This is a genomic window from Mesorhizobium denitrificans (assembly GCF_003403035.1).
Taxonomy (GTDB): Bacteria; Pseudomonadota; Alphaproteobacteria; order Rhizobiales; family Rhizobiaceae; genus Mesorhizobium_G; species Mesorhizobium_G denitrificans.
The window spans coordinates 13679-33515 of record NZ_QURN01000003.1 but is presented as its reverse complement, the minus strand read 5'-3'; the positions used below and the strand labels follow the sequence as shown (position 1 = coordinate 33515).

The following is a 19837-nucleotide window of genomic DNA, read 5'->3' as shown; positions in this document are numbered from 1 at the left end:
TTTCTGTACCTACATGTTCGAATATACGGGGCCTTCGCCACCCTGCGGCGGCACCCAGTTGATATTCTGGTTGGGGTCCTTGATGTCACACGTCTTGCAGTGAACGCAGTTCTGGGCGTTGATCACGAAGCGCACGTCCTTGACCGATGGGTCCGCCGCAGCATTGCCATCCTTGTCCACCCACTCATAAACGCCCGCCGGGCAGTAGCGCGTAGAGGGACCAGCAAATACATCGTGCTCGGAGTTCACCTGTAATTCCATGTTCTTGACCTGCAAGTGAACCGGCTGGTCTTCCTCATGGTTGGTGCCGGAGAGGAACACCGACGAAAGCCGGTCGAATGTCAGCACACCGTCGGGCTTGGGGTAGGCGATCTTCTTGTGTTTGGAAGCCGGGTCCAGCGTCGCATAATCAGCCTTGCCATGCGAAAGCGTGCCAAAGGGGGATACTCCAAACAGTGTGTTGCACCACATGTCGAGTCCGCCAAGCGCAACGCCGCCGAGCGTTCCAAGGCGCGACCAGAGCGGCTTAACATTGCGGACCTTTTTCAGATCCTTGCCAATGTCGCTTTCGCGCCACGCGTTCTCATAAGCGATAAGCTCATCATGGGCACGGCCTGCCTCAAGCGCTTCCACGACATGTTCCGCCGCGAGCATTCCCGACAGGACGGCATTGTGCGAACCCTTGATACGCGGCACGTTTACCAGGCCCGCTGAGCAGCCGATCAGCACGCCGCCGGGGAAGGAGAGCTTCGGCACTGACTGCCAGCCGCCCTCGGTGATGGCGCGCGCACCATATCCGAGGCGCTTCGCACCCTCGAAGGTGTCGCGGATGCGCGGATGCGTCTTGAAGCGCTGGAATTCCTCGAAAGGCGACAAATAGGGATTCTTGTAATTCAGGTGAACCACGAAGCCGACCGCGACGAGATTGTCGTCGAAATGGTAGAGGAACGAGCCGCCGCCTGTCTTCATGTCGAGCGGCCAGCCGAATGAGTGCTGCACAAGACCGGGCTTGTGCTTGTCGGGCTGCACCTGCCAAAGCTCTTTCAAGCCAATGCCGAACTTGCCCGGATCGCGACCGTCGGAGAGGTTGTATTTGGCAATAAGCTGCTTCGCCAACGAACCGCGCGCGCCTTCGCCGATGAGCACATATTTGCCCATCAGAGCCATGCCGGGCGCAAAGTTTGGTCCGGGGGTGCCATCCTTTTCGACGCCCATGTCGCCAGTGTAAACGCCGGTGACCGCGCCTTCGTCATTGTAGATCAGGCCCGCTGCAGCGAAGCCGGGATAGATTTCAACACCTAGCGCTTCAGCCTTGCTCGCCAGCCATTTGCAGACATTGCCGAGCGAGACGATGTAGTTGCCGTGATTGTTCATCAGTGGCGGCATTGCGAAGTTCGGCAAGCGAATGCTTCCCGCAGGACCAAGCACCAGAAAATGGTCGGCGGTTACGGGCGTCTTGAACGGGTGTTCGCTATCCTCGCGCCATTCCGGCAGCAAGCGGTCAATACCGATGGGGTCAACCACTGCACCTGAGAGAATATGCGCGCCAACCTCGCCGCCCTTTTCCAGAACGACGACCGAAAGGTCCGGGTTCAGTTGTTTAAGCCGGATCGCAGCGGAAAGTCCGGCAGGACCCGCTCCAACGATCACGACATCGAACTCCATGCTTTCGCGTTCGACTTCACTCATCCCGAACAAACCTCCCGCTGGCTGAAAATGGCTGGCAGCACTTGAGAACTTGATAGCCTATGGTGCTGATGCAGCAAACAGTATGTTGTCGCAACGCCATCTTTTTCGCGACATCGTCAAATCACCATGATAATAGGTTATTACGTTAACGTAAACGTCAATTTGGTTGCCGCTGCAAGAATCGGATTTCAATCTTTGCGCCTTCGGACATACTGTTAGGGGATGACGGATGCGCGCGTTCAATCTGTCGAACGAAGATACTTCGCCGCGATAGCAATGATCGTGGCGTTTTTGGCGTTATTGGTGCCAGCCCACGCCGATGATGCCAAAGCTTGGCGCGCGGGCAATTATACGTTTTCGGACGAGCTTGGTGGGTTCACGATAACGGGCGTAGGCGGGCTGGGTACGCGGGAAAACCCAATAGTCGTGGAAGAGGAGCTAAATTCTTCCAGTCCGGTGACGTTGGTCGTTCGGACGGTGTTTCCCACGGTGGATGATCCGGCAGTTGGAAATCTCGCGACGAGTGCGCTGCACATCAAGCTCTTGATTCGCAATGGAAGCGGGCAGGCGTGGGTGGAATTCGAGTTCGAGTTACAGGAAATTCTGCATCAGCCATCGATATTCAGCGACGGTCTTTCCTTCGATCAGCGCCGGGATGACTCCGACATCATCCGTTCGACCCGCTTCGCGCATTTCAGCCGGGATTTCGAACCCTATGACCGCCTGCGCTTCACTGAGGGTAAAGTTGACCCGAAGGAGCGTGCTGATTTCTCATTTGCGCTGACAGATTTCACACCGCGCTGGACCTTTTACATCGTCCAAGATCCGCGAATTCCATCCTCATGACTTGCATTTGACGGCCAGCGCGCCAATGGTGCCGCCGATGATGTCTTCGCAGGAAAAATTGACCAGCCTCGCGGACCTGCTCGCATTCTATGCCGAAGCGGGAGTGGACGAACCACTTGAGGAACTGCCGGTCGACCGCTTCGTTGCCGCTGCGCCCACTCGGCCTGCGCCGACCGTTGAGCCTGATCCGCAAAATGTACCGCCACCGCGCGCTTATGCTGCTCCCGTTGTGCCGGATGAAGGGCAGGCGGTTCTCGCCCGCGAACGTGCCGCAGCGGCCAACACGCTCGATGAACTCAAACTGGCAATGGCCTCGTTTGAAGGCTGCAATCTGCGTTTGACCGCAAAAAATCTCGTATTCGCTGACGGGAATCCGGAAGCGGATTTGATGCTGGTGGGCGAAGCGCCGGGGCGCGATGAGGACATTGAGGGGCTGCCGTTCGTTGGCCGCTCAGGGCAGCTGCTGAACCGCATTCTAGCGGCTATCGGGCGTGACCGCACCAGTGCTTATATTGCAAACGTGATACCGTGGCGTCCGCCAGGCAATCGCACGCCGACGCCAATTGAAACCGAGATTTGTCGCCCATTCATCGAGCGGCAGATCGAGCTTGCGAATCCAAAAGTGCTTATTACGCTTGGCGCGCCATCGTCTCGCACGCTGCTGCGCACGACGGAGGCGATCACACGTCTTCGTGGCGGCTGGCGCACATTCACGACGCAGTCCGGCGTTGAGATCCCGACAATGCCGACGCTTCACCCGGCCTATCTGCTTCGCACGCCAGCGCATAAGAAACTCGCTTGGCGCGATTTCCTGGAGGTGAAGGCGAAGCTTGCGAACCTGACCTAAACTGCCATCGGCTTCGCTTGCGACGACACCAGCTTGAGATCCGCACCAGTGCGCAGCGCCAGCGCTTCTTTCACCGCAACGCCGTCCACGAAGCGGATCACGCTGTCATAGAAGGGGGTGCCAGTGCCCGAGCGGGGCGCATGTGCTTCGTGCATGACGCTGACAACCGTGACTTTCGGGCAGCCGTCCTTGATCGCCTGATGATAGGCAATCTTGGCCGATGGATCGAGCGCTCCGGTTGCTTCGTCCAGAAACAGAATGCCGGGGCGATGGAGCAGAATGCGAGCCAGAACCAGCTTCTGCTTCTGGCCACCAGACAGCGTATCATCCCATGAGCGGCTTTCGCGCGAATAGCTTGCCATATGCTCGATGAATTCGCCCAAACCGGCTTTGTGAAGGGCCGCCGCAACACGCGCATCTGAGTGCAGGTCATCTGTTTCCGGTAGGCAGACGAGTTCTTTCAGCGTCAACTTCGGAAGTTTGACGTCCTGCGCTGCATAGAAGACGCGCAAGCCGTTCATTACCGTTATTTCCCCAGCGCCGTGCGGCCAAAGCCCGTTAACGGCCTTCATGAAGCTCGTCTTGCCGCAGCCGGATTCGCCCTGCACGAAGGTCCATTCGCCGGGCAGAAAGCGCAGTTCTTCGGCAACAACAAACGGCTCGGCGCTTTCGCCTTCATGCAGCAGTTCGAGTTTGCGAACGGTCAGGGCAAATACATCTTCCTTGCGATTGAACTGGAAATCGCTGCGGCCGGTGCTGCGATAAAACTCTGCAGGCGCCTGCACATTTTCAATTGCCTCCGCCAGATCGGTAACGCGCCGGGCGTTCGCCTTGAGATTAGCGATTTCCGGCATGACACGAATGATCCAAGAGAACTGGCCGATCAGCGAATTTATCAGTTCGGCGCCGGTAATGTAGGATTTCAGCCCGATGCTTCCCTGCATATAGGGCAGCAGCAACGGCGAATATGCAACGATGCGCGCGCCGAGAAAATTGTAGATCAACTCGAAAGATTGATAGCCGGAATAGAAGATGTTGAGCTTCGACCAAGTGCGGTCGATGTCCTGATAAAGCCGTGCGTGCATTTGCCTCTGAACGGTCTCGCCGCCGGACGCCGCCACCTGAAACGAACGGCGCAGGAAGGTTGTCAACTCGCCGCGATAGGTGCCTTCCGCCTGCTGGATGGAGATGGTGAGCCGTTCAAGAATGCCGCCGAGCTTGAGCGCAATGAAGGTGTTGAGCGGCACATAGGCGACGATCGCTGCGAAGGCCAGAATGGCGCTGCCGTAGATGCCCAGAAACTCAAAACCGCCGACCACCGTCGATGTTTCGATGAGTTTCATTCCAACGAAATACAGGGAGGTGACAACGCCAAGAACGCCCATGGCCAGGCCAATCGCGCCGCCTGTCATCTGCTTGATCGAATCCTGCACGCGCTGGTCGATATTGTCGGGAGCAGGGCGGGCGAGACCGACGTCCTTGCCCTCATGTTGCAAATGGAAATGGGTGTGATTGTCGTCCAGCAACGCCTCGTTGAACTGGCCGTTCAGCCAGCCGCGCCACTTGCGATGCAGGGTGGTCGAAAACAGGTGACGGATACCAACTACGCCAACGTCTTTGCCAAGCGTCACAAGCACCAGCATACCGGCAGCAGTCAGCAAATGCTGCAAAGGCGCGGCGTTGTGTGGACTGTGGAAGTAGGCAATCGAATTGACGAGTTCGGCGGAATATTCAGCCCACCAAACGCCCATCTTGCTGGAAACCGCTGTAAGCACAGCGATAGCAAGGGTCATGCCCCAAGCTTCTTTCCAACGATCTGAGAGCCAGTAGGCTCTCATTAGTCCCCAAAAGCCTCGCATCGATGAGACCGGGGTAAGCGAAGTGTTGTTCTTGTTTTTGCGCTGCCCGCCGACCTTATCGAGCATCGGCCCCGCTGCCGCTGCCCGAATCATAAGATTCCACCCTCTCCCCTCTTTTTTGGGTACCGTAACACATGCGACCAAGTTGGGAACCTTTAAGGTTAACGATTGGTTACACGCACGGCCCCCATGGGGTTCAGGATCAGCTAATTATTGGGGTGGTGTGACTTTTCGCGCACGCCCTCTCTGTAACCCCAACTGCCTTTCCCGCCAGATAATAAGAATACCGGAGCCGATCACAATCAAGCCGCCAATGATCATGTGGATCGTCGGTACTTCGGAGAAAACGGCGTAGCCCACCACAAGCCCTAGGATGAGGGAGGTATATTCAAAAGGTGCAACAGTGGATGCCTGCGCGTAGCGGTATCCCTCTGTCATGAAGATTTGCGCCACGCCGCCGCAAACGCCGGCAAGCACGAGAAACGCGGTCTGCTGACCCGTCAGCGAACCCCATCCAAACGGGATCGTCAGCAGTGCTATCACGCTGGCGGAGGCGGAGAACCAAAGGACAATGGTTGCACTACGCTCGGTCGCAACGAGGCTGCGCACCTGCAGCATTGCAACCGCTGAAAACGCAGCGGCGATCAGTGCCGCGATCACGCCCGCCAATTCGCTGTTATCGAGGCCATCGCCGCCGGCAAGCGATAACTTCGGCCACGAAACGATGATGACGCCAACCATGCCGACGATGACTGCTGCCCAGCGATAGGCGCGCACGGGTTCGCCGAGAAAGATGGCGCTAAATGCCACGACCAGCAGCGGCTGCGCATAGTTTAGCGTAATCGCTTCCGGCAAGGGCAGGCGAGTGAGCGCGAAGAAGCCCAGACCCATCGACATGACACCAATGATGCCACGGTAAATATGGCCGAGAGGCCGGTTCGTACTGAAGCCTGTTCGCAATTCGCCCTGATAGCCAAGGAAAAGCAGAATTGGGAAAATCGCGAAGAACGAACGGTAAAAGACAATTTGCCCAGCGGGCACGTCGCCTGCCGCCTTGATGAAGGATTGCATCGCAACAAACACGGCAACGGATGCAATTTTGAAAAGGATGCCGGTTAGCGGCCTGTCGCCGACCCGCGCCGCCGATACCGCACCACCTGCCATGTGCTATTCCTGCGCCGCCTGAATGGCTTCCCAAACACGGCGCGGCGTTGCGGGCATTTCGATGTGGTCGATGCCATATGCGCGGTATAGCGCGTCCGTGACAGCATTCAGAACCGCAGGCGTTGCGCCGATGGTTCCGGCTTCGCCTGCGCCCTTCATGCCTAGCGCGTTGGTTGTCGATGGCACGTTGCGTGTCTCGAATGCCAGTGAGGGCAGGCTGTCGGCGCGGGGCATCCCGTAGTCCATGAAGCTGGCTGTCAGCAACTGGCCGTCCTCTGAATAGATGGCGCCCTCGGTCAGTGCTTGTCCCAAACCCTGTGCGACACCGCCATGAACCTGTCCGGCCAGCAGGATCGGGTTCACCGTGACGCCGAAATCATCAACGATCGTGTAAGCCGTGACATGCGTCTCGCCGGTTTCAGGATCGATCTCCACTTCACAAACATGCGTGCCGTTGGGATAGGTCGCCTCGTTCTGCACAAACTCGCCGACCCCTTTCAGGTCATCAGGCGATTTCGCGGCTTTCGCGATTGCGGCAAAGTCCATGCTGCGATCCGTGCCAACGATGCGAGCCGAACCATCTGCGAGTTCGATGTCAGCGGGCGACGCTTCAAGCTCATCGGCGGCGATTGCCTTCAGCTTGACGGCGAGATCTTCGCCCGCTCGCGCCGCCGATACACCGCCCAGCGGAATGGAGCGTGAGCCGCCCGTGCCGCCGCCATCCTTCAATTCGTCGGTGTCGCCCTGACGCAACTTGATGCGGTCAATGTCGATGTTCAGCTTTTCGGCAACGAACTGCGCATAGGCAGTCGCATGGCCTTGTCCATTCGTCTGGGTGCCAATGAATAGCGTTATCGTGCCGTCGCCGTTAAGCTGGACATGAGCGGGTTCGGAACCGGCAAAGGCGCAGGCCTCCACATACGTCGCCAGACCAATGCCCCGGATTTTTCCGTGCTTCTGAGACGCTTTCAGCCGCTTCTCAAAATCGTGCCAGCCCGAGTTTTTCAGTGCAGCTTCAAGATGTCCGTCGAACTCGCCGACATCGTAGAGCCTGCCGGTCGCGGTTCTGTAGGGGAACTGCTCCGGCCTGATGAAATTGCGCCTGCGTATTTCATCCGGCGCCATTTTCATTTCGCGCGCGCACGCATCTACCAGCTTTTCCAGTAGCAGCGCGGCTTCGGGGCGACCTGCGCCGCGATAGGCATCGACCGGGCAGGTGTTGGTGTAGACGCCGGTTATATTCACATCGATTGCCGGAATGTCGTACACGCCGGTGGACATCGATACGCCGATGACCGGAATATACGGGCCGTATTGGTGAATGTATGCGCCCATATTGGCGATGAGGTTCACGTCAAGCGCCAGAAAGCGTCCGTCCTTGTCCATCGCCATCGCAGCTTCGACAACATTGTCGCGTCCTTGCGCATCGGTGAGAAAATGCTCGGTGCGGTCGCCGGTCCATTTAACCGGCTTGCCGAGCTTTCGCGCAGCCTCCATGACCAAAGCATATTCGCGATAGACGAAAGATTTGGGACCGAAGCCGCCACCGACATCGGGCGTGATGACGCGAAGCTGTTTTGCATCTATGCCGAAAACACCGGCCAGGACTTTCTGCACGCCATGCACACCTTGCGTGCCTGTCGTCAGGACGAAGCGGTTTTCGTCTGCGTTCCATTCGCCAATTGCGGCGCGCGGCTCCATGTAGTTGCAAATCAGGCGATTGTTGGTGAAGGCGATACGCGTGACCTTGGCGGCTTTCGCGAAGGCCGCCTTGGCCTTGGTCTTATCTCCCAAATGATAGGTGAACGCTTCGTTTGTTTTAAGCTCTGGCCAGACAAGCGGTGTGTCGTCATCGAGCGCCGTTGCAGTAGCGGCGGCTGCGTCATCGCTGTCGAAATCGATCTCGATAAGCTCCGCAGCATCCTGCGCCAGTTCGCGGCTGTCCGCCACGACAAGCGCAACGGCATCGCCCACATAATGCACGCGGTCGCGGCACAGAATCGGAATGTCACGCGTTGGCGCGCGCGTGCCGTCTGCCTGCTTCGGCATACCTCCGGAGCGAAGCGAACGCAGATGGGCAACGTCCTCGCCGGTCAACACGAGATGCACGCCCGGCGCGCTGCGCGCGGCTTCCGTCGAGGTAATGCGAAACGCGCCATTAGCGACCGGGGACCGCAGAATGTAGCAGTGCAGCACGCCATCGGGGTGAATGTCGTCGGTGTAGCGACCCGCGCCCGTGATAAAAGCGCGGTCTTCGAGTCGGAGGACGGACGCGCCCATTCCGAATTTCGGCGTGGCTATGGTCATGCGATTAACCCTTTGCAGCGGCTCGGGCGATTTTGGGAAGGACTTGGCCGCAGTTTTGCCAAGCGATTGTTTTGTGTAAAGGGCACTGTCTCGATTTTGTTGGGCCAACCGGAGGTTCCCGGTTGGAGACTGGAGTATAATGCGAACGGATAGTGGCCAAATCGTGCGGCTCGAAGATTACGCGCCAAGCGATTATCTGATTCCGCGAACCGGCCTGACATTCAGGCTCGGCAATGAGCGGACCATCGTTGTGGCCGAACTAACCATTGAGCGGCGCGACGGCGTCGATGCGTCAGTTCCGCTCGTTCTCGATGGTGACGGGCTGGAGCTTATTTCGCTGCAGATCGACGGTGAGGAGCTTGCCCGCTCCGCCTATGAGGCAAGCAGCCAGCGGCTTGTGATCCACGAACCTCCCACACGTTTTACGCTGACAATTGAAACTGCAATCGCACCGGCGACCAACGAAACGTTGATGGGCCTCTATCGTTCGAGTGGCGTTTATTGCACGCAATGCGAGGCGGAAGGCTTTCGCCGCATCACCTATTTTCTGGATCGGCCGGACATATTGTCCGTCTATACAGTGCGGATTGAAGCTCTCAAGGCGCAGGCACCGGTGCTACTTTCTAACGGCGACCCGGTGGAGCGGGGCGATCTGGACGGCGCTCGGCATTTCGCCGTCTGGCATGACCCTTTTCCCAAGCCATCCTATCTGTTTGCGCTGGTTGCGGGCGATCTGGCGCGCGTTAGCGACAGCTTCGTCACCATGTCGGGCCGTACAATAGACCTCGGCATTTATGTTGAGCACGGCAAGGAAAAGCGCGCTGCCTATGCAATGGACGCGCTCAAGCGCTCCATGCGTTGGGACGAGGAGGTGTTCGGGCGCGAATACGATCTGGGCATTTTCAACATCGTCGCCGTCTCTGATTTCAATTTCGGCGCGATGGAGAACAAGGGCCTCAACATCTTCAACGATAAGTACATTCTGGCCGACCGCGAAACCGCTACCGATTTCGATTTTGCGAATATCGAGGCGATTGTCGCGCATGAATATTTCCACAACTGGACAGGCAACAGGATCACCTGTCGCGACTGGTTTCAACTCTGCCTCAAGGAGGGTCTTACGGTCTTCCGCGATCACGAATTTTCCGCCGACGAGCGCGAGCGCACGGTTCGCCGCATCGCTGATGTGAAAGGGCTGAAAGCGCAGCAATTTCCTGAGGATCAGGGGCCGCTCGCGCATCCCGTCCGGCCACGCCGCTACCGTGAGATCAACAATTTTTACACGGCGACGGTCTACCAGAAGGGCGGGGAGATCGTGCGAATGTTGCGCACGTTGATTGGCCCGGTTCAGTTCCGCGCGGCTATGGACCTCTACTTTGAGCGCCATGACGGGCAGGCGGTGACGATTGAGGATTTTCTTCGGGTTTTTGAGGATGCGGCTCAGATCGACCTTTCGCAGTTTTCGCTGTGGTATCATCAGGCGGGTACGCCACATGTGGCCGTCAAAACATCTTACGATGCGCGTCGCAGATCGTTCTCCGTGGAGCTTGAGCAATCCATGCCGCCTACGCCGTCTGAACAGCGCAAACGCCTGCTGCATATTCCGCTCGCCTTTGGCCTCGTCGGCGCTGATGGCAAGGATGCGAATTTCACATCCGTCGATGGCGGAACGGTTTCGGACGGCGTCATTCATCTCAAGCGGCGTCGGCAGGTTTTCCGCTTCAATGGCGTGAACCAAAAGCCGGTTCTCTCGATCAATCGCGGCTTCTCGGCGCCGATAACGATCACGTCCAATGCAAACGCTGAAGATCGTCAATTTCTCGCACAGCACGACAGCGACGGCTTCGGCCGTTGGCAGGCGCTGAACGACAGTTTGCTTTCGGGACTAATAGCAGCTGCGCGCGGCAAGAAGGCGCCTGTCACGGCGGTGACGACGCTGCTCGGCAACATCGCTGCCGATGAGAGCCTGCAGCCAGCCTATCGCGCCTTGATGTTGTCGCTGCCAACGGACGCCGACATTGCACGCGAGTTGGGCGACAAGGTCAATCCTGATGCGGTTTTCGCCGCTCGCGAAGATCTGCTTGCCGCCATCGCAAATGAAAACGCCGCGACGTTTGCAACGCTTTATCAGGCGGTAGAAGGCGGTACGCGGTTCCGGCCCGATGCGGCCAGCGCCGGCAAGAGGGCGCTGCGCAATGTGCTGCTCGATTATCTCTCAAAGCATGAAAATAGCCCGCAGCGCGCCGCCACGCATTTAAGCGCGGCGACCAACTTGACAGACCGTTTCGCCGCGTTGAGCGTCCTTGTTCATCGCTTTGGCGATACGGATGAAGCTCGCGATGCGCTGGCGAACTATGAACGCCAATTCGGAAACGATCCGCTGGCGATGGACAAATGGTTTCAGGTGCAGGCGACGGCACCGGGATTCGCGACCATCGAAACGGTGCGCACGCTTATGCGCCATCCACATTTTGCGATCACAAATCCCAATCGTGTGCGCGCGCTGGTGTTCACTTTTGCAAGTGCGAACCAGACGGCCTTCCATGCTGCAAGCGGGGATGGGTACAGACTGCTTGCCGAGACAGTTCTGGAAGTCGATCCGCGCAATCCGCAGCTTGCGGCGAAGCTGGCGACCAACTTCCGGTCGTGGCGTTCCGTCGATGCGAAGCGCCAAGCGCTGGCACGAAAAGCGCTCATGGACATTGCGTCGCGCAATGGACTCTCGCCTGATCTGCGAGACATTGTGGAGCGCACGCTGACCTGATCGTTTTACGATTTTTTAAAAAAGATGCCGCTCGGGCTGGACAACGCGAATCACGAATGATTCTTTATGGATGATTCGGGCGTAACTTGTTGCCGGATCAATCAAAGATAAAAAATGGTGGGGAGCCAGCAATGGCGGTAGCGGACGCGTGGAGCGCGGCCGGCAGGAGCTTTTTTGCTCGCAGGCCGAAGATAAGGCGGATCGAGGAAATCCATGGCTATGAACAGCCAGGCTATCAGCGCCTTATAACAGCGGAGCCGCTGCTGCGGCGTGCAATTCCCGCGCTGATACTTGTGTTTCTCTGCGCAGTCGCGACCGCGCGCTTTATGGCGCTGATGGATTTGCGCGATGAGATCGAGCGCACCGCAAGCTCGACGCTGGCTCAGACGTCCACGCAAATGGCAACCGCGCTGGCGTTGACGCCTGCACCCGACCAGGAACGCCGCCTTCAAATAATCAACGAGGCGGCCTATGCCACCGTCAGCCAGAACCACATTCTGGCAGTTCTCGATCACAATAATCGCATTCTCGCCGTGAGCCAGACCGCAGGCGGCTGGATTGGCATGGAACTCAACCGCCTCGTGTCGGGGGCAGATGCTCTGCTTCTGCTTGGCGAACATGCCGGGGTTCGGCAAGTCGCTGTCGATGGCGAGACATGGCTGGCGGCAACGCATCGCTCCAATGACGGAAAATACTCCGTGATCGCCATGGCGCCGCGCGACAGTGTTCTGGCCGCTTGGCACCGCGAGCTTTCGCTGAACATTACCTTGTTCGTGCTGACGGCAGGCGTGATGATCATCATGCTCTACGCCTATTTCAGCCAAGCTGCGCGCGCGCAGGCCGCAGATCGCATATTTGTGGAAGCGCATCAGCGCATCGACCTCGCGCTTGTTCGTGGCCGCTGCGGGCTGTGGGACTGGGATATGGCACGGGGACGCATGTATTGGTCGCGCTCCATGTACGACATGCTTGGCTATAAGCCGCGTGACGGGATGCTTTCCTTCGGCGATGTTGACGCAATCATCCACCCTGACGACGCCGATCTATTCAGTCAGGCTGACGCAATCGTGGCGGGCGAGACGGACCAGATCGATCAGGTTTTCCGTATGCGCCATGCCGATGGCCGTTGGGTCTGGATGCGTGCCCGCGCGCAAGTCGTTTCGCCGGGTGCTCCGGAATTGCACCTCATCGGCATTGCGGTTGATGTGACCGAACAGCGCCACCTCGCCATGCGTTCGCAGGCGGTAGAAGAGCGGCTGCACACCGCCGTTGAGCGCATCTCGGAGTCCTTCGTTCTGTGGGACGCGCAGGACTGCCTGGTTATGTGCAACGAGAAATTCAAGCTCGATCATGGATTGTCCGAGGACGATGTTCGTCCGGGAACGCCGCGCACAAAGATCGAGGGCCGCCGCAGCGCATATCTCTCCGAGCGTCGTCTTGCGAACGCAAACGGTGCCAAGGGCGCTGCCACGTATGAGCGGCAGCTTGCCGATGGACGCTGGGTACAGGTCAACGAGTTGAAAACCGAGGATGGCGGCGTTGTTTCGATCGGCGCAGACATCACGCAGTTGAAGCAACAGCAGACGAAGCTGACAGAGAGCGAACGCCGCCAGATGGCGACGATCCACGATCTGAGCATTGCGCGCAAATCCGCCAACGAGCACATGCAGCAACTGGAAGAGCTGAACCGCATCTGCATGCGCGAGACGGAGCGCGCCGAGGCGGCGAGCCGCGCGAAGTCCGAATTCCTCGCCAACATGTCGCATGAGTTGCGCACTCCGCTCAACGCGATCATCGGTTTCTCCGAGATCATGAGCGCGGGGCATTTCGGGCCGCTCGGCAATGAGCGCTATGTGGAATACTCCACCGACATCAGGCTTTCCGGTGAATATCTGCTCGGCGTCATCAACGACATTCTCGACATGTCGAAGATCGAGGCGGGACAATTCACCATCGAGCCGGAAGAGATTGATCTGTGCCCACTCATTAAAGAGACCGTGCGCGTCATTGCCATTCAGGCTGCCGCCAAGTCGATCACGGTTAAAACCGACATCGCGGAGGCGATGACCTTCTGCGCCGACAAGCGCGCCATGAAACAGATCGTAATCAATCTTCTGTCGAACGCGGTGAAGTTCACCGGGGAGGGCGGCGAGATCTCCGTAAAGGCTCGTCGGACACCGCGCGCGCTTCTGCTCGCGATTGAAGACAATGGCTGCGGCATTCCGAAATCTGCGCTGCGCAAGCTTGGCCGACCATTCGAGCAGGTGCAGAACCAGTTCTCGAAAAACCACACCGGATCGGGCTTGGGGCTGGCAATCTCGCGCTCACTTGCAGAACTCCACGGCGGCGCTCTGAAAATCCGCTCGTCCGAAGGCGCAGGGACAATCGTCTCGGTGCGCATCCCCGTGAAGGACGAGCCTGTTTTGGCAAAAGCGGCTTAGCGTGCTAACCCGCGCGCTATGACGTTTCGATTGGGCGCAGGTCTGCTAACCATTTGTCTTATCGCCACGGTTGCCAACGCCGATGAAACCATCATCGGCAAGGTCATCGAGAAAACCTACGCGGTGAAGGGCGGCACGGCCTATGACCTCTATGTTTCCATTGGTGAGAACGGGCCGCGGGGCGCTATAGCCAATACCGATTACAGCCTGACCTGGAAGCGGCTTTTCGACGAAGAGGGCGGTGATTGCAGGCTTGTTTCAGCCAAGCCGATTTTCACGACGACTTACCTGCTGCCCAAGGCTACGGGAAATTTGAAGCCGCCGCTGGATAGGTTGTGGCAGGACTTCATCACAGGCGTGCGCGAACATGAACATCAGCACGGTCAGATGCTTCAGGAAATGGTGAAAACCACACAGGAGCGCATCGCCAATGCTCGCGTTGAAAACGACAAGACTTGCGCAAAGGTCAAGCGCGTCGTCTCCGACATTATCGAGCAGGAACGCCAGACCTACAGATCGCGTAGCCGCGATTTCCATCGCGCTGAGCTCGCTGAAGGCGGCAATCTCCACCAGCTTATTCTGACTTTCGTCAATGGCGACCGCCCGCCGCCGCCTGCAACTACTGGAACGCCGTTTCCGTAAAGCTCCGCAGCTTGCGTGAATGCAGTCTGTCCGCAGGCATTTCGGCCAACTTCTCCAGCGCGCGAATGCCGATCTTGAGATGTTGGGAAACCTGACGCTTGTAGAATTCGCTGGCCATGCCGGGCAGTTTCAATTCGCCATGCAAAGGCTTGTCGGAAACACAGAGCAAGGTTCCATACGGCACGCGGAAGCGGAAGCCATTGGCTGCGATTGTCGCGGACTCCATATCGAGCGCAATGGCGCGTGACTGCGACAGCCGCTGTACGGGTCCGCGCTGGTCGCGCAGTTCCCAGTTCCTGTTGTCGATGGTCGCTACCGTACCCGTGCGCATGATGCGCTTGAGATCATAGCCCGAAAGGCCGGTGACTTCCGCGACAGCCTCCTGCAACGCGACCTGAACTTCGGCCAGCGGCGGGATCGGCACCCAAACCGGCAGATCGTCGTCCAGAACGTGGTCTTCACGCACATAGGCATGTGCCAGAACGTAGTCGCCAAGCGCCTGCGTGTTACGCAGACCGGCGCAATGGCCGAGCATCAGCCACGCATGAGGCCGCAGCACGGCAACGTGGTCGGTGATCGTCTTGGCGTTGGAGGGGCCGACGCCGATATTGATCATCGTGATGCCGCCGTGGCCTTCCTTCTTCAAATGATAGGTTGGCATTTGCGGCATACGCGGCGGCGTTGCGCCCGAATGCGGGGCATTCTCGCCAGCCTTGGTAATCAGGTTTCCGGGTTCAACAAACTCGGTGTAGCCGTGACCGCCATCCGCCATCAGATCGCGCGCATAGACGCAGAACTCGTCGATATAGAACTGGTAGTTCGTAAACAGAACGAAGTTCTGGAAGTGATGTGGTTCCGTGGCCGTGTAGTGCGAAAGGCGATGCAGTGAATAGTCCACGCGCTGCGCGGTAAACGGCGCAAGCGGGCGAGACTCGCCGGGCATCACTTCAAATGTGCCGTTGGCGATATGGTCATCGGTTCCGTCGAGATCCGGGACATCGAACAGATCGCGAATGGGGCGGTTCAGCCGCTCTGCAATCGAACCATCCACATGCTTCCCTTCGTAGAATGCGAAGTGGATGGGGATAGGTGTTTCGGATTCGCCGACCGTTACCGGGACACCGTGATTACGAATGATCAACCGAAGCTGCTCGATCAGGTAAGTTTCGAACAGATCTGGCCGCGTGATCGTCGTTGCGAAATAACCGGGTGTCGGCATATGGCCGTAAGCCTGGCGCGAGTCGATCCGCGCATAGGAATTGGTCTGGACGCCAACCTCTGGATAAAAGGCGCGATACCGGCGGTCGGTGGGGCCGCCCTTAGCTAAATTCGAGAATGAGTCCCGCAGGAATTTCGTATTGCGCCGATAGAGCTTGCTCAGGGTCGCAACCGCTTCTGCGGGGTCCATGAAGCTTTGCCGGGCAAAGGGCTCGGGGCTGGAGATCGTTTCGATTGGTTCCGGATAGATTCGCTTTTCCATGACCCACTATAAATGTTCGTCGCACACCTTGGGAGGGGGCCTTGTGAACATCTGTAGCGTATTATGTCCGCTGCAATATGACGAGCAGCGCGAAGCCGATGCCTTTTGCTTTGGGGGCAGGAGCTTCGATGATGTTTTCGCCGAATGACTGCGATGCCGGAACCGCCAGAACAGGAGCGGCAAGCATCAGCACAACGAGCATTGAGCGAAAGAGCGTTTTCGTAATTGCGAGTGGCGTATGCATCACGCGTCTCCTAGCGGCAGCTTGCGTCACGCCCGAATGGGCAGGTCGCAAAATCTTGGGATCGACGGCTCTCGTGATGCTGGGCCACAATGCTGGCCAAACCCATTCCGAACAGAGCGGTCAAAAGGCAGACAAGTGAAAATCGGCGAGCAAGCATCGGTAGTTCCTCTTCGATGCTTCACTTATCGCCTGCCGCGCCTGAACTGCCTCTGATGGCAGCATTCATCGGACGTTCAAAATTATTGACGCGTCTTTACGGTGCTTCGCGATTGCGTTTGGAATGCAAGCGCATATCTCCTAGGAGCCAATCGAAGGAGTAAGTGATGGCTCAAAGCAAACCTATTGAACTCTATTACTGGCCAACTCCGAATGGCTGGAAAATAACAATCATGCTTGAGGAACTAGGTGTTCCTTACAAGGTGAACTACGTCAACATCGGCAAGGGCGAGCAGTTCGAGCCCGCCTTCCTGAAAATTTCGCCAAACAATCGCATGCCGGCAATTGTTGATCCGGAAGGGCCGGGCGGTGAGCCGATCTCTGTTTTCGAGTCCGGTGCGATCCTGCAATATCTTGGCCGGAAGTTCGGCAAGTTCTATCCCGCCGACGAGCGCAAGCGCGTAGCGGTCGAGGAATGGCTTTTCTGGCAGGTGGGTGGCCTTGGGCCGATGGCCGGTCAGGCGCACCACTTCCGGCAATACGCACCGGAGAAAATCGAATATGGCATCAAGCGCTACACGAACGAGGTCAATCGCCTCTACGGCGTCATGAACAAGCGCCTGGCGGAGAATGAATATCTCGGCGGAGAATATTCAATCGCGGATATGGCGGCGATCGGCTGGGTTCGACCATACAAAAATCAGGGGCAGGATCTCGAAGATTTCCCACACCTGAAACGCTGGTTCGAGGCAATTATGGCGCGGCCTGCCGTAGAAAAGGCGCTGGCAGTTGGAGAGGAATACCGCGCCAACCTCGCTGACGACAAAGAAGCGCAGAAGGTTCTATTCGGACAGAAGGCGCGCGCCTGAGGATTATGCGGCAGCGGGCAACTGCTGCCGCACCTCTGTTAGTTTCGCTTCCAGTTCTGGGTTTTGCAAATCAAGCCGCCAAGCACGCAGCCGCTCATTTTCAGGCTGTTGCCGGAAAGCGCTGCCTTGCCCGAATAGGTTTTGTCCGTGGCGGGGTCTGTGATTTCGCCCGAATAGCGGCCGTCGCCCCCGGCGTTCAATGAGCCAATGCGCTTTCCTGTGTATTTGCCGGTTTGGAGGGTGATCGAAAAGGGTCCGGTGCCGGCAATGGCCGCCGTCTCTCCTGAATCTGTTTTCCAATTGCCGACAATATCATCTGCGAACGCGGCGCTTGTCGCTATGAGAAGAGCCACCGTTGTAAAACCGATCTTCCGAAGCATGCAATTCCTCCCGTTATATAATTACGAGCGCCTATACATTGCGCGATCTGCTCTCCCGTTCGGCAGACTAGCCGAATAGAAATGAGGGCGAAAGCCGGTGCCGCTGGGTAAGAGTGCGGATTTTTCGACCCAATAAAGGCATCTGCGAGAAGCTTACCCAAACATGAACGTCGAGCATGCTTAACAAAGCGTTTTTTGCAGCATTCCGCACAAATTGAATATATCTCCCAAAACGGCGCAATTGCTGGATTTTTGTGGTTAATGCGATGCTTAATTTACGAAGTTTTTCGATTTCGTTTGGGTGGCGTTAAGCACACCGTTTAACCGGTGATTCAAGCGTCGGGTCCATTCTCCAGACCATCGAAAGCAAGCCCACGGCAAAACAAAAAGGGCAGCTCTCGGGGGATAACAGGGACGACGGACATGGCACAATTCGATACTCATGAAGGCAGCTTCGGCACGATGGGAGATCGCTCCCAGGCCGACATGCTTTGCGAGCTTGGCCTGATGTACGCAACGGGCCGCGACTGCGTAACCGACCTGGTTGCAGCGCATAAATGGTTCAATATCGCCGCGATCCGCGGCTCGGCTGAAGCCGCCCGCCTGCGTGCGGAACTGGCTCCGTCGTTGACGAAACCGGAACTCGTCCGTGCGCTTCGCGAAGCGCGCGAATGGATGACGATGCACTGAATTCAAAAGGTCGGATCGGCAAGAACGCGGCATCGAAGGACAGCTGCGCCGCCGGATAAAACAAGGCCGAAAATACAGGGAAGTGACCTCCAGTCAGGCCGCAGTGGGAAACCGCTGCGGCTTTTCCTTTTGATTAGCTCTCGTTGATTTGATGTTTCCCTTGCGGCTGGCTTGCTAAAATGACAGGGCTGGCCGCTGGCACATTCATGCCTTGCAGGCTACCAACGGCACTTGATCTTTTTTACTGCCGAATCAGAAAATTCAGGGAGAAAGCCCATGATACTCAAAAGACTGACCCAAGCGGCGTTGCTGAGCCTGGCGCTCGGAATACCCGCGGCTATGGCTGCTGAAGACATCAGTATCGCTGTCGCGACGCCAGTCACCGGGCCGCTTGCGAACATCGGCGACCAATATAAGCGCGGCGCGGAAGCTGCCGCTGCCGAGATCAACGCCAAGGGTGGCGTGCTTGGCGGACGTCAGATCAAGATCGTGATGGAAGACGACGCATGCGATCCGAAGCAGGCCGTGTCGGTTGCAAACCGCGTCATCGCCGAGGGCATCAAGTTCGTGGATGGGCACACTTGCTCCGGCGCGACCATTCCGGCTTCGGCAGTCTATGCTGAGGGTGGCGTTCTCATGATGACCGCATCCGCATCCAGTCCGGTTCTGACGGACGAAGCTGCGAAGAATGGCTGGCCGACGATTATGCGTCTCTATACGCGTGACGATGCGCAGGGCCTGTTCATTGGTCCGTGGATTGCCGAGAAGTACAAGGACAAGCCGGTTGCGATCCTTCACGACAAGAGCGCCTACGGCCAGGGTATCGCTGAGAAGGTCAAGGAATCCATCAATGCCCACGGCATGAAGGAAGTGCTCTTCGAAGGCATCAATGCTGGCGAGAAGGACTATTCGGCGGTCGTTACCAAGCTGAAGGAACTGAACCCGGCTCTCGTCTATTTCGGTGGCTATCACCCGGAAGCTGGCCTGATGCTGCGTCAGGCTGCGGATGCCGGTTTCAAGCTTACCCTCATGATGCCGGACTCTATCGCATCGCCCGAGTTCTGGCAGATCTCCGGCCCAGCAGGCGAAGGCACGATGTTCGTGTTCCCAGCTGACCCGCAGGCTCGTCCGGAAGCCAAGGCAGCCGTGGAGAAGTTCAAGGAGCAGGGTTATGCGCCGGAAGGCTTCACCCTGTTCTCCTATGCGGTGATTCAGGCAATTGCGCAGGGCATCGAGCGTGCTGGCAGCGACGACCCGACAGCTGTTGCGGAAGCGCTCAAGAATGGCCAGCCGGTCGAGACGGTTGTCGGCTCGGTTGTGTTCGACGAGAAGGGTGACATGAAGGACCCGAAGTACGACATCAATCTCTGGAGCAACGGCAAGTACGCGCCGATCAAGCAGTAAAAGTACGATCATAAAATGAAGCGGCCGGGCAATGTCCCGGCCGTTTCTATTTTCA

Annotated in this window: 15 protein-coding genes; 8 read left to right on the top strand and 7 right to left on the bottom strand. The window is 57.7% G+C overall.

The window, feature by feature from the left end; genetic code table 11:
- Window positions 1–9: 9 nt before the first annotated feature.
- Window positions 10–1689 carry an electron transfer flavoprotein-ubiquinone oxidoreductase gene (locus tag DY251_RS03615; protein WP_116622504.1) on the bottom strand — a complete coding sequence of 560 codons (1680 nt, stop codon included), beginning with the start codon at window positions 1687–1689 and terminating at the stop codon, window positions 10–12.
- A gap of 276 nt (window positions 1690–1965) precedes the next feature.
- On the opposite strand from DY251_RS03615, the gene DY251_RS03610 reads away from it, so the two are divergent.
- Window positions 1966–2535, top strand: a complete 570-nt coding sequence (locus DY251_RS03610; RefSeq protein ID WP_116622745.1) for a hypothetical protein — start codon at window positions 1966–1968, stop codon at window positions 2533–2535.
- Between the two features lie 25 nt (window positions 2536–2560).
- Entirely contained in the window at window positions 2561–3382 is an 822-nt protein-coding gene (locus DY251_RS03605; protein ID WP_116622744.1) for a uracil-DNA glycosylase, read from the top strand.
- Here DY251_RS03605 and DY251_RS03600 read toward each other — a convergent pair.
- The 3 genes from DY251_RS03600 to DY251_RS03590 form a co-directional block, all read right to left on the bottom strand.
- The gene (locus DY251_RS03600; RefSeq protein WP_116622743.1) at window positions 3379–5241 is read right to left on the bottom strand and encodes an ABC transporter ATP-binding protein/permease; all 1863 of its coding nucleotides are present in this window, start codon (window positions 5239–5241) and stop codon (window positions 3379–3381) included. The two genes, DY251_RS03605 and DY251_RS03600, sit on opposite strands and share 4 nt — an antisense overlap.
- Window positions 5242–5451: 210 nt before the next feature.
- Window positions 5452–6405: a DMT family transporter gene (locus DY251_RS03595; protein WP_116622503.1), complete on the bottom strand. Its 954-nt coding sequence runs from the start codon at window positions 6403–6405 to the stop codon at window positions 5452–5454.
- 3 nt (window positions 6406–6408) lie between these two features.
- Window positions 6409–8712 carry a xanthine dehydrogenase family protein molybdopterin-binding subunit gene (locus DY251_RS03590; protein WP_116622502.1) on the bottom strand — a complete coding sequence of 768 codons (2304 nt, stop codon included), beginning with the start codon at window positions 8710–8712 and terminating at the stop codon, window positions 6409–6411.
- A gap of 139 nt (window positions 8713–8851) precedes the next feature.
- Here DY251_RS03590 and pepN point away from each other — a divergent pair, with 139 nt between their 5' ends.
- The 3 genes from pepN (at window position 8852) to DY251_RS03575 (ending at window position 14559) form a co-directional block, all read left to right on the top strand.
- Entirely contained in the window at window positions 8852–11476 is a 2625-nt protein-coding gene (pepN, locus tag DY251_RS03585; protein WP_116622501.1) for an aminopeptidase N, read from the top strand.
- A 131-nt stretch (window positions 11477–11607) separates the two neighbouring features.
- The gene (locus tag DY251_RS03580) at window positions 11608–13917 is read left to right on the top strand and encodes a PAS domain-containing sensor histidine kinase (RefSeq protein WP_116622500.1); all 2310 of its coding nucleotides are present in this window, start codon (window positions 11608–11610) and stop codon (window positions 13915–13917) included.
- 18 nt (window positions 13918–13935) lie between these two features.
- Complete coding sequence (locus DY251_RS03575) at window positions 13936–14559, top strand: DUF922 domain-containing protein (RefSeq protein WP_116622499.1); 624 nt, start codon at window positions 13936–13938, stop codon at window positions 14557–14559.
- On the opposite strand, the gene DY251_RS03570 is transcribed toward DY251_RS03575, so the two are convergent.
- Entirely contained in the window at window positions 14537–16039 is a 1503-nt protein-coding gene (locus tag DY251_RS03570; RefSeq protein ID WP_116622498.1) for an AMP nucleosidase, read from the bottom strand. The genes DY251_RS03575 and DY251_RS03570 overlap by 23 nt on opposite strands.
- A 61-nt stretch (window positions 16040–16100) precedes the next feature.
- The gene (locus DY251_RS03565; RefSeq protein WP_116622497.1) at window positions 16101–16283 is read right to left on the bottom strand and encodes a hypothetical protein; all 183 of its coding nucleotides are present in this window, start codon (window positions 16281–16283) and stop codon (window positions 16101–16103) included.
- 323 nt (window positions 16284–16606) lie between these two features.
- Between DY251_RS03565 and DY251_RS03560 the strand changes: the two genes are divergently transcribed.
- Entirely contained in the window at window positions 16607–17308 is a 702-nt protein-coding gene (locus DY251_RS03560) for a glutathione S-transferase N-terminal domain-containing protein (RefSeq protein WP_116622496.1), read from the top strand.
- 38 nt (window positions 17309–17346) lie between these two features.
- Here DY251_RS03560 and DY251_RS03555 read toward each other — a convergent pair whose 3' ends face one another.
- Window positions 17347–17688 carry a DUF2147 domain-containing protein gene (locus tag DY251_RS03555; protein ID WP_116622495.1) on the bottom strand — a complete coding sequence of 114 codons (342 nt, stop codon included), beginning with the start codon at window positions 17686–17688 and terminating at the stop codon, window positions 17347–17349.
- 423 nt (window positions 17689–18111) lie between these two features.
- Between DY251_RS03555 and DY251_RS03550 the strand changes: the two genes are divergently transcribed.
- Together DY251_RS03550 and DY251_RS03545 are read left to right on the top strand one after the other, a co-directional pair.
- Entirely contained in the window at window positions 18112–18378 is a 267-nt protein-coding gene (locus DY251_RS03550) for an SEL1-like repeat protein (RefSeq protein ID WP_116622494.1), read from the top strand.
- A 339-nt stretch (window positions 18379–18717) separates the two neighbouring features.
- Window positions 18718–19782: an ABC transporter substrate-binding protein gene (locus DY251_RS03545; protein WP_425373275.1), complete on the top strand. Its 1065-nt coding sequence runs from the start codon at window positions 18718–18720 to the stop codon at window positions 19780–19782.
- Window positions 19783–19837 lie beyond the last annotated feature (55 nt).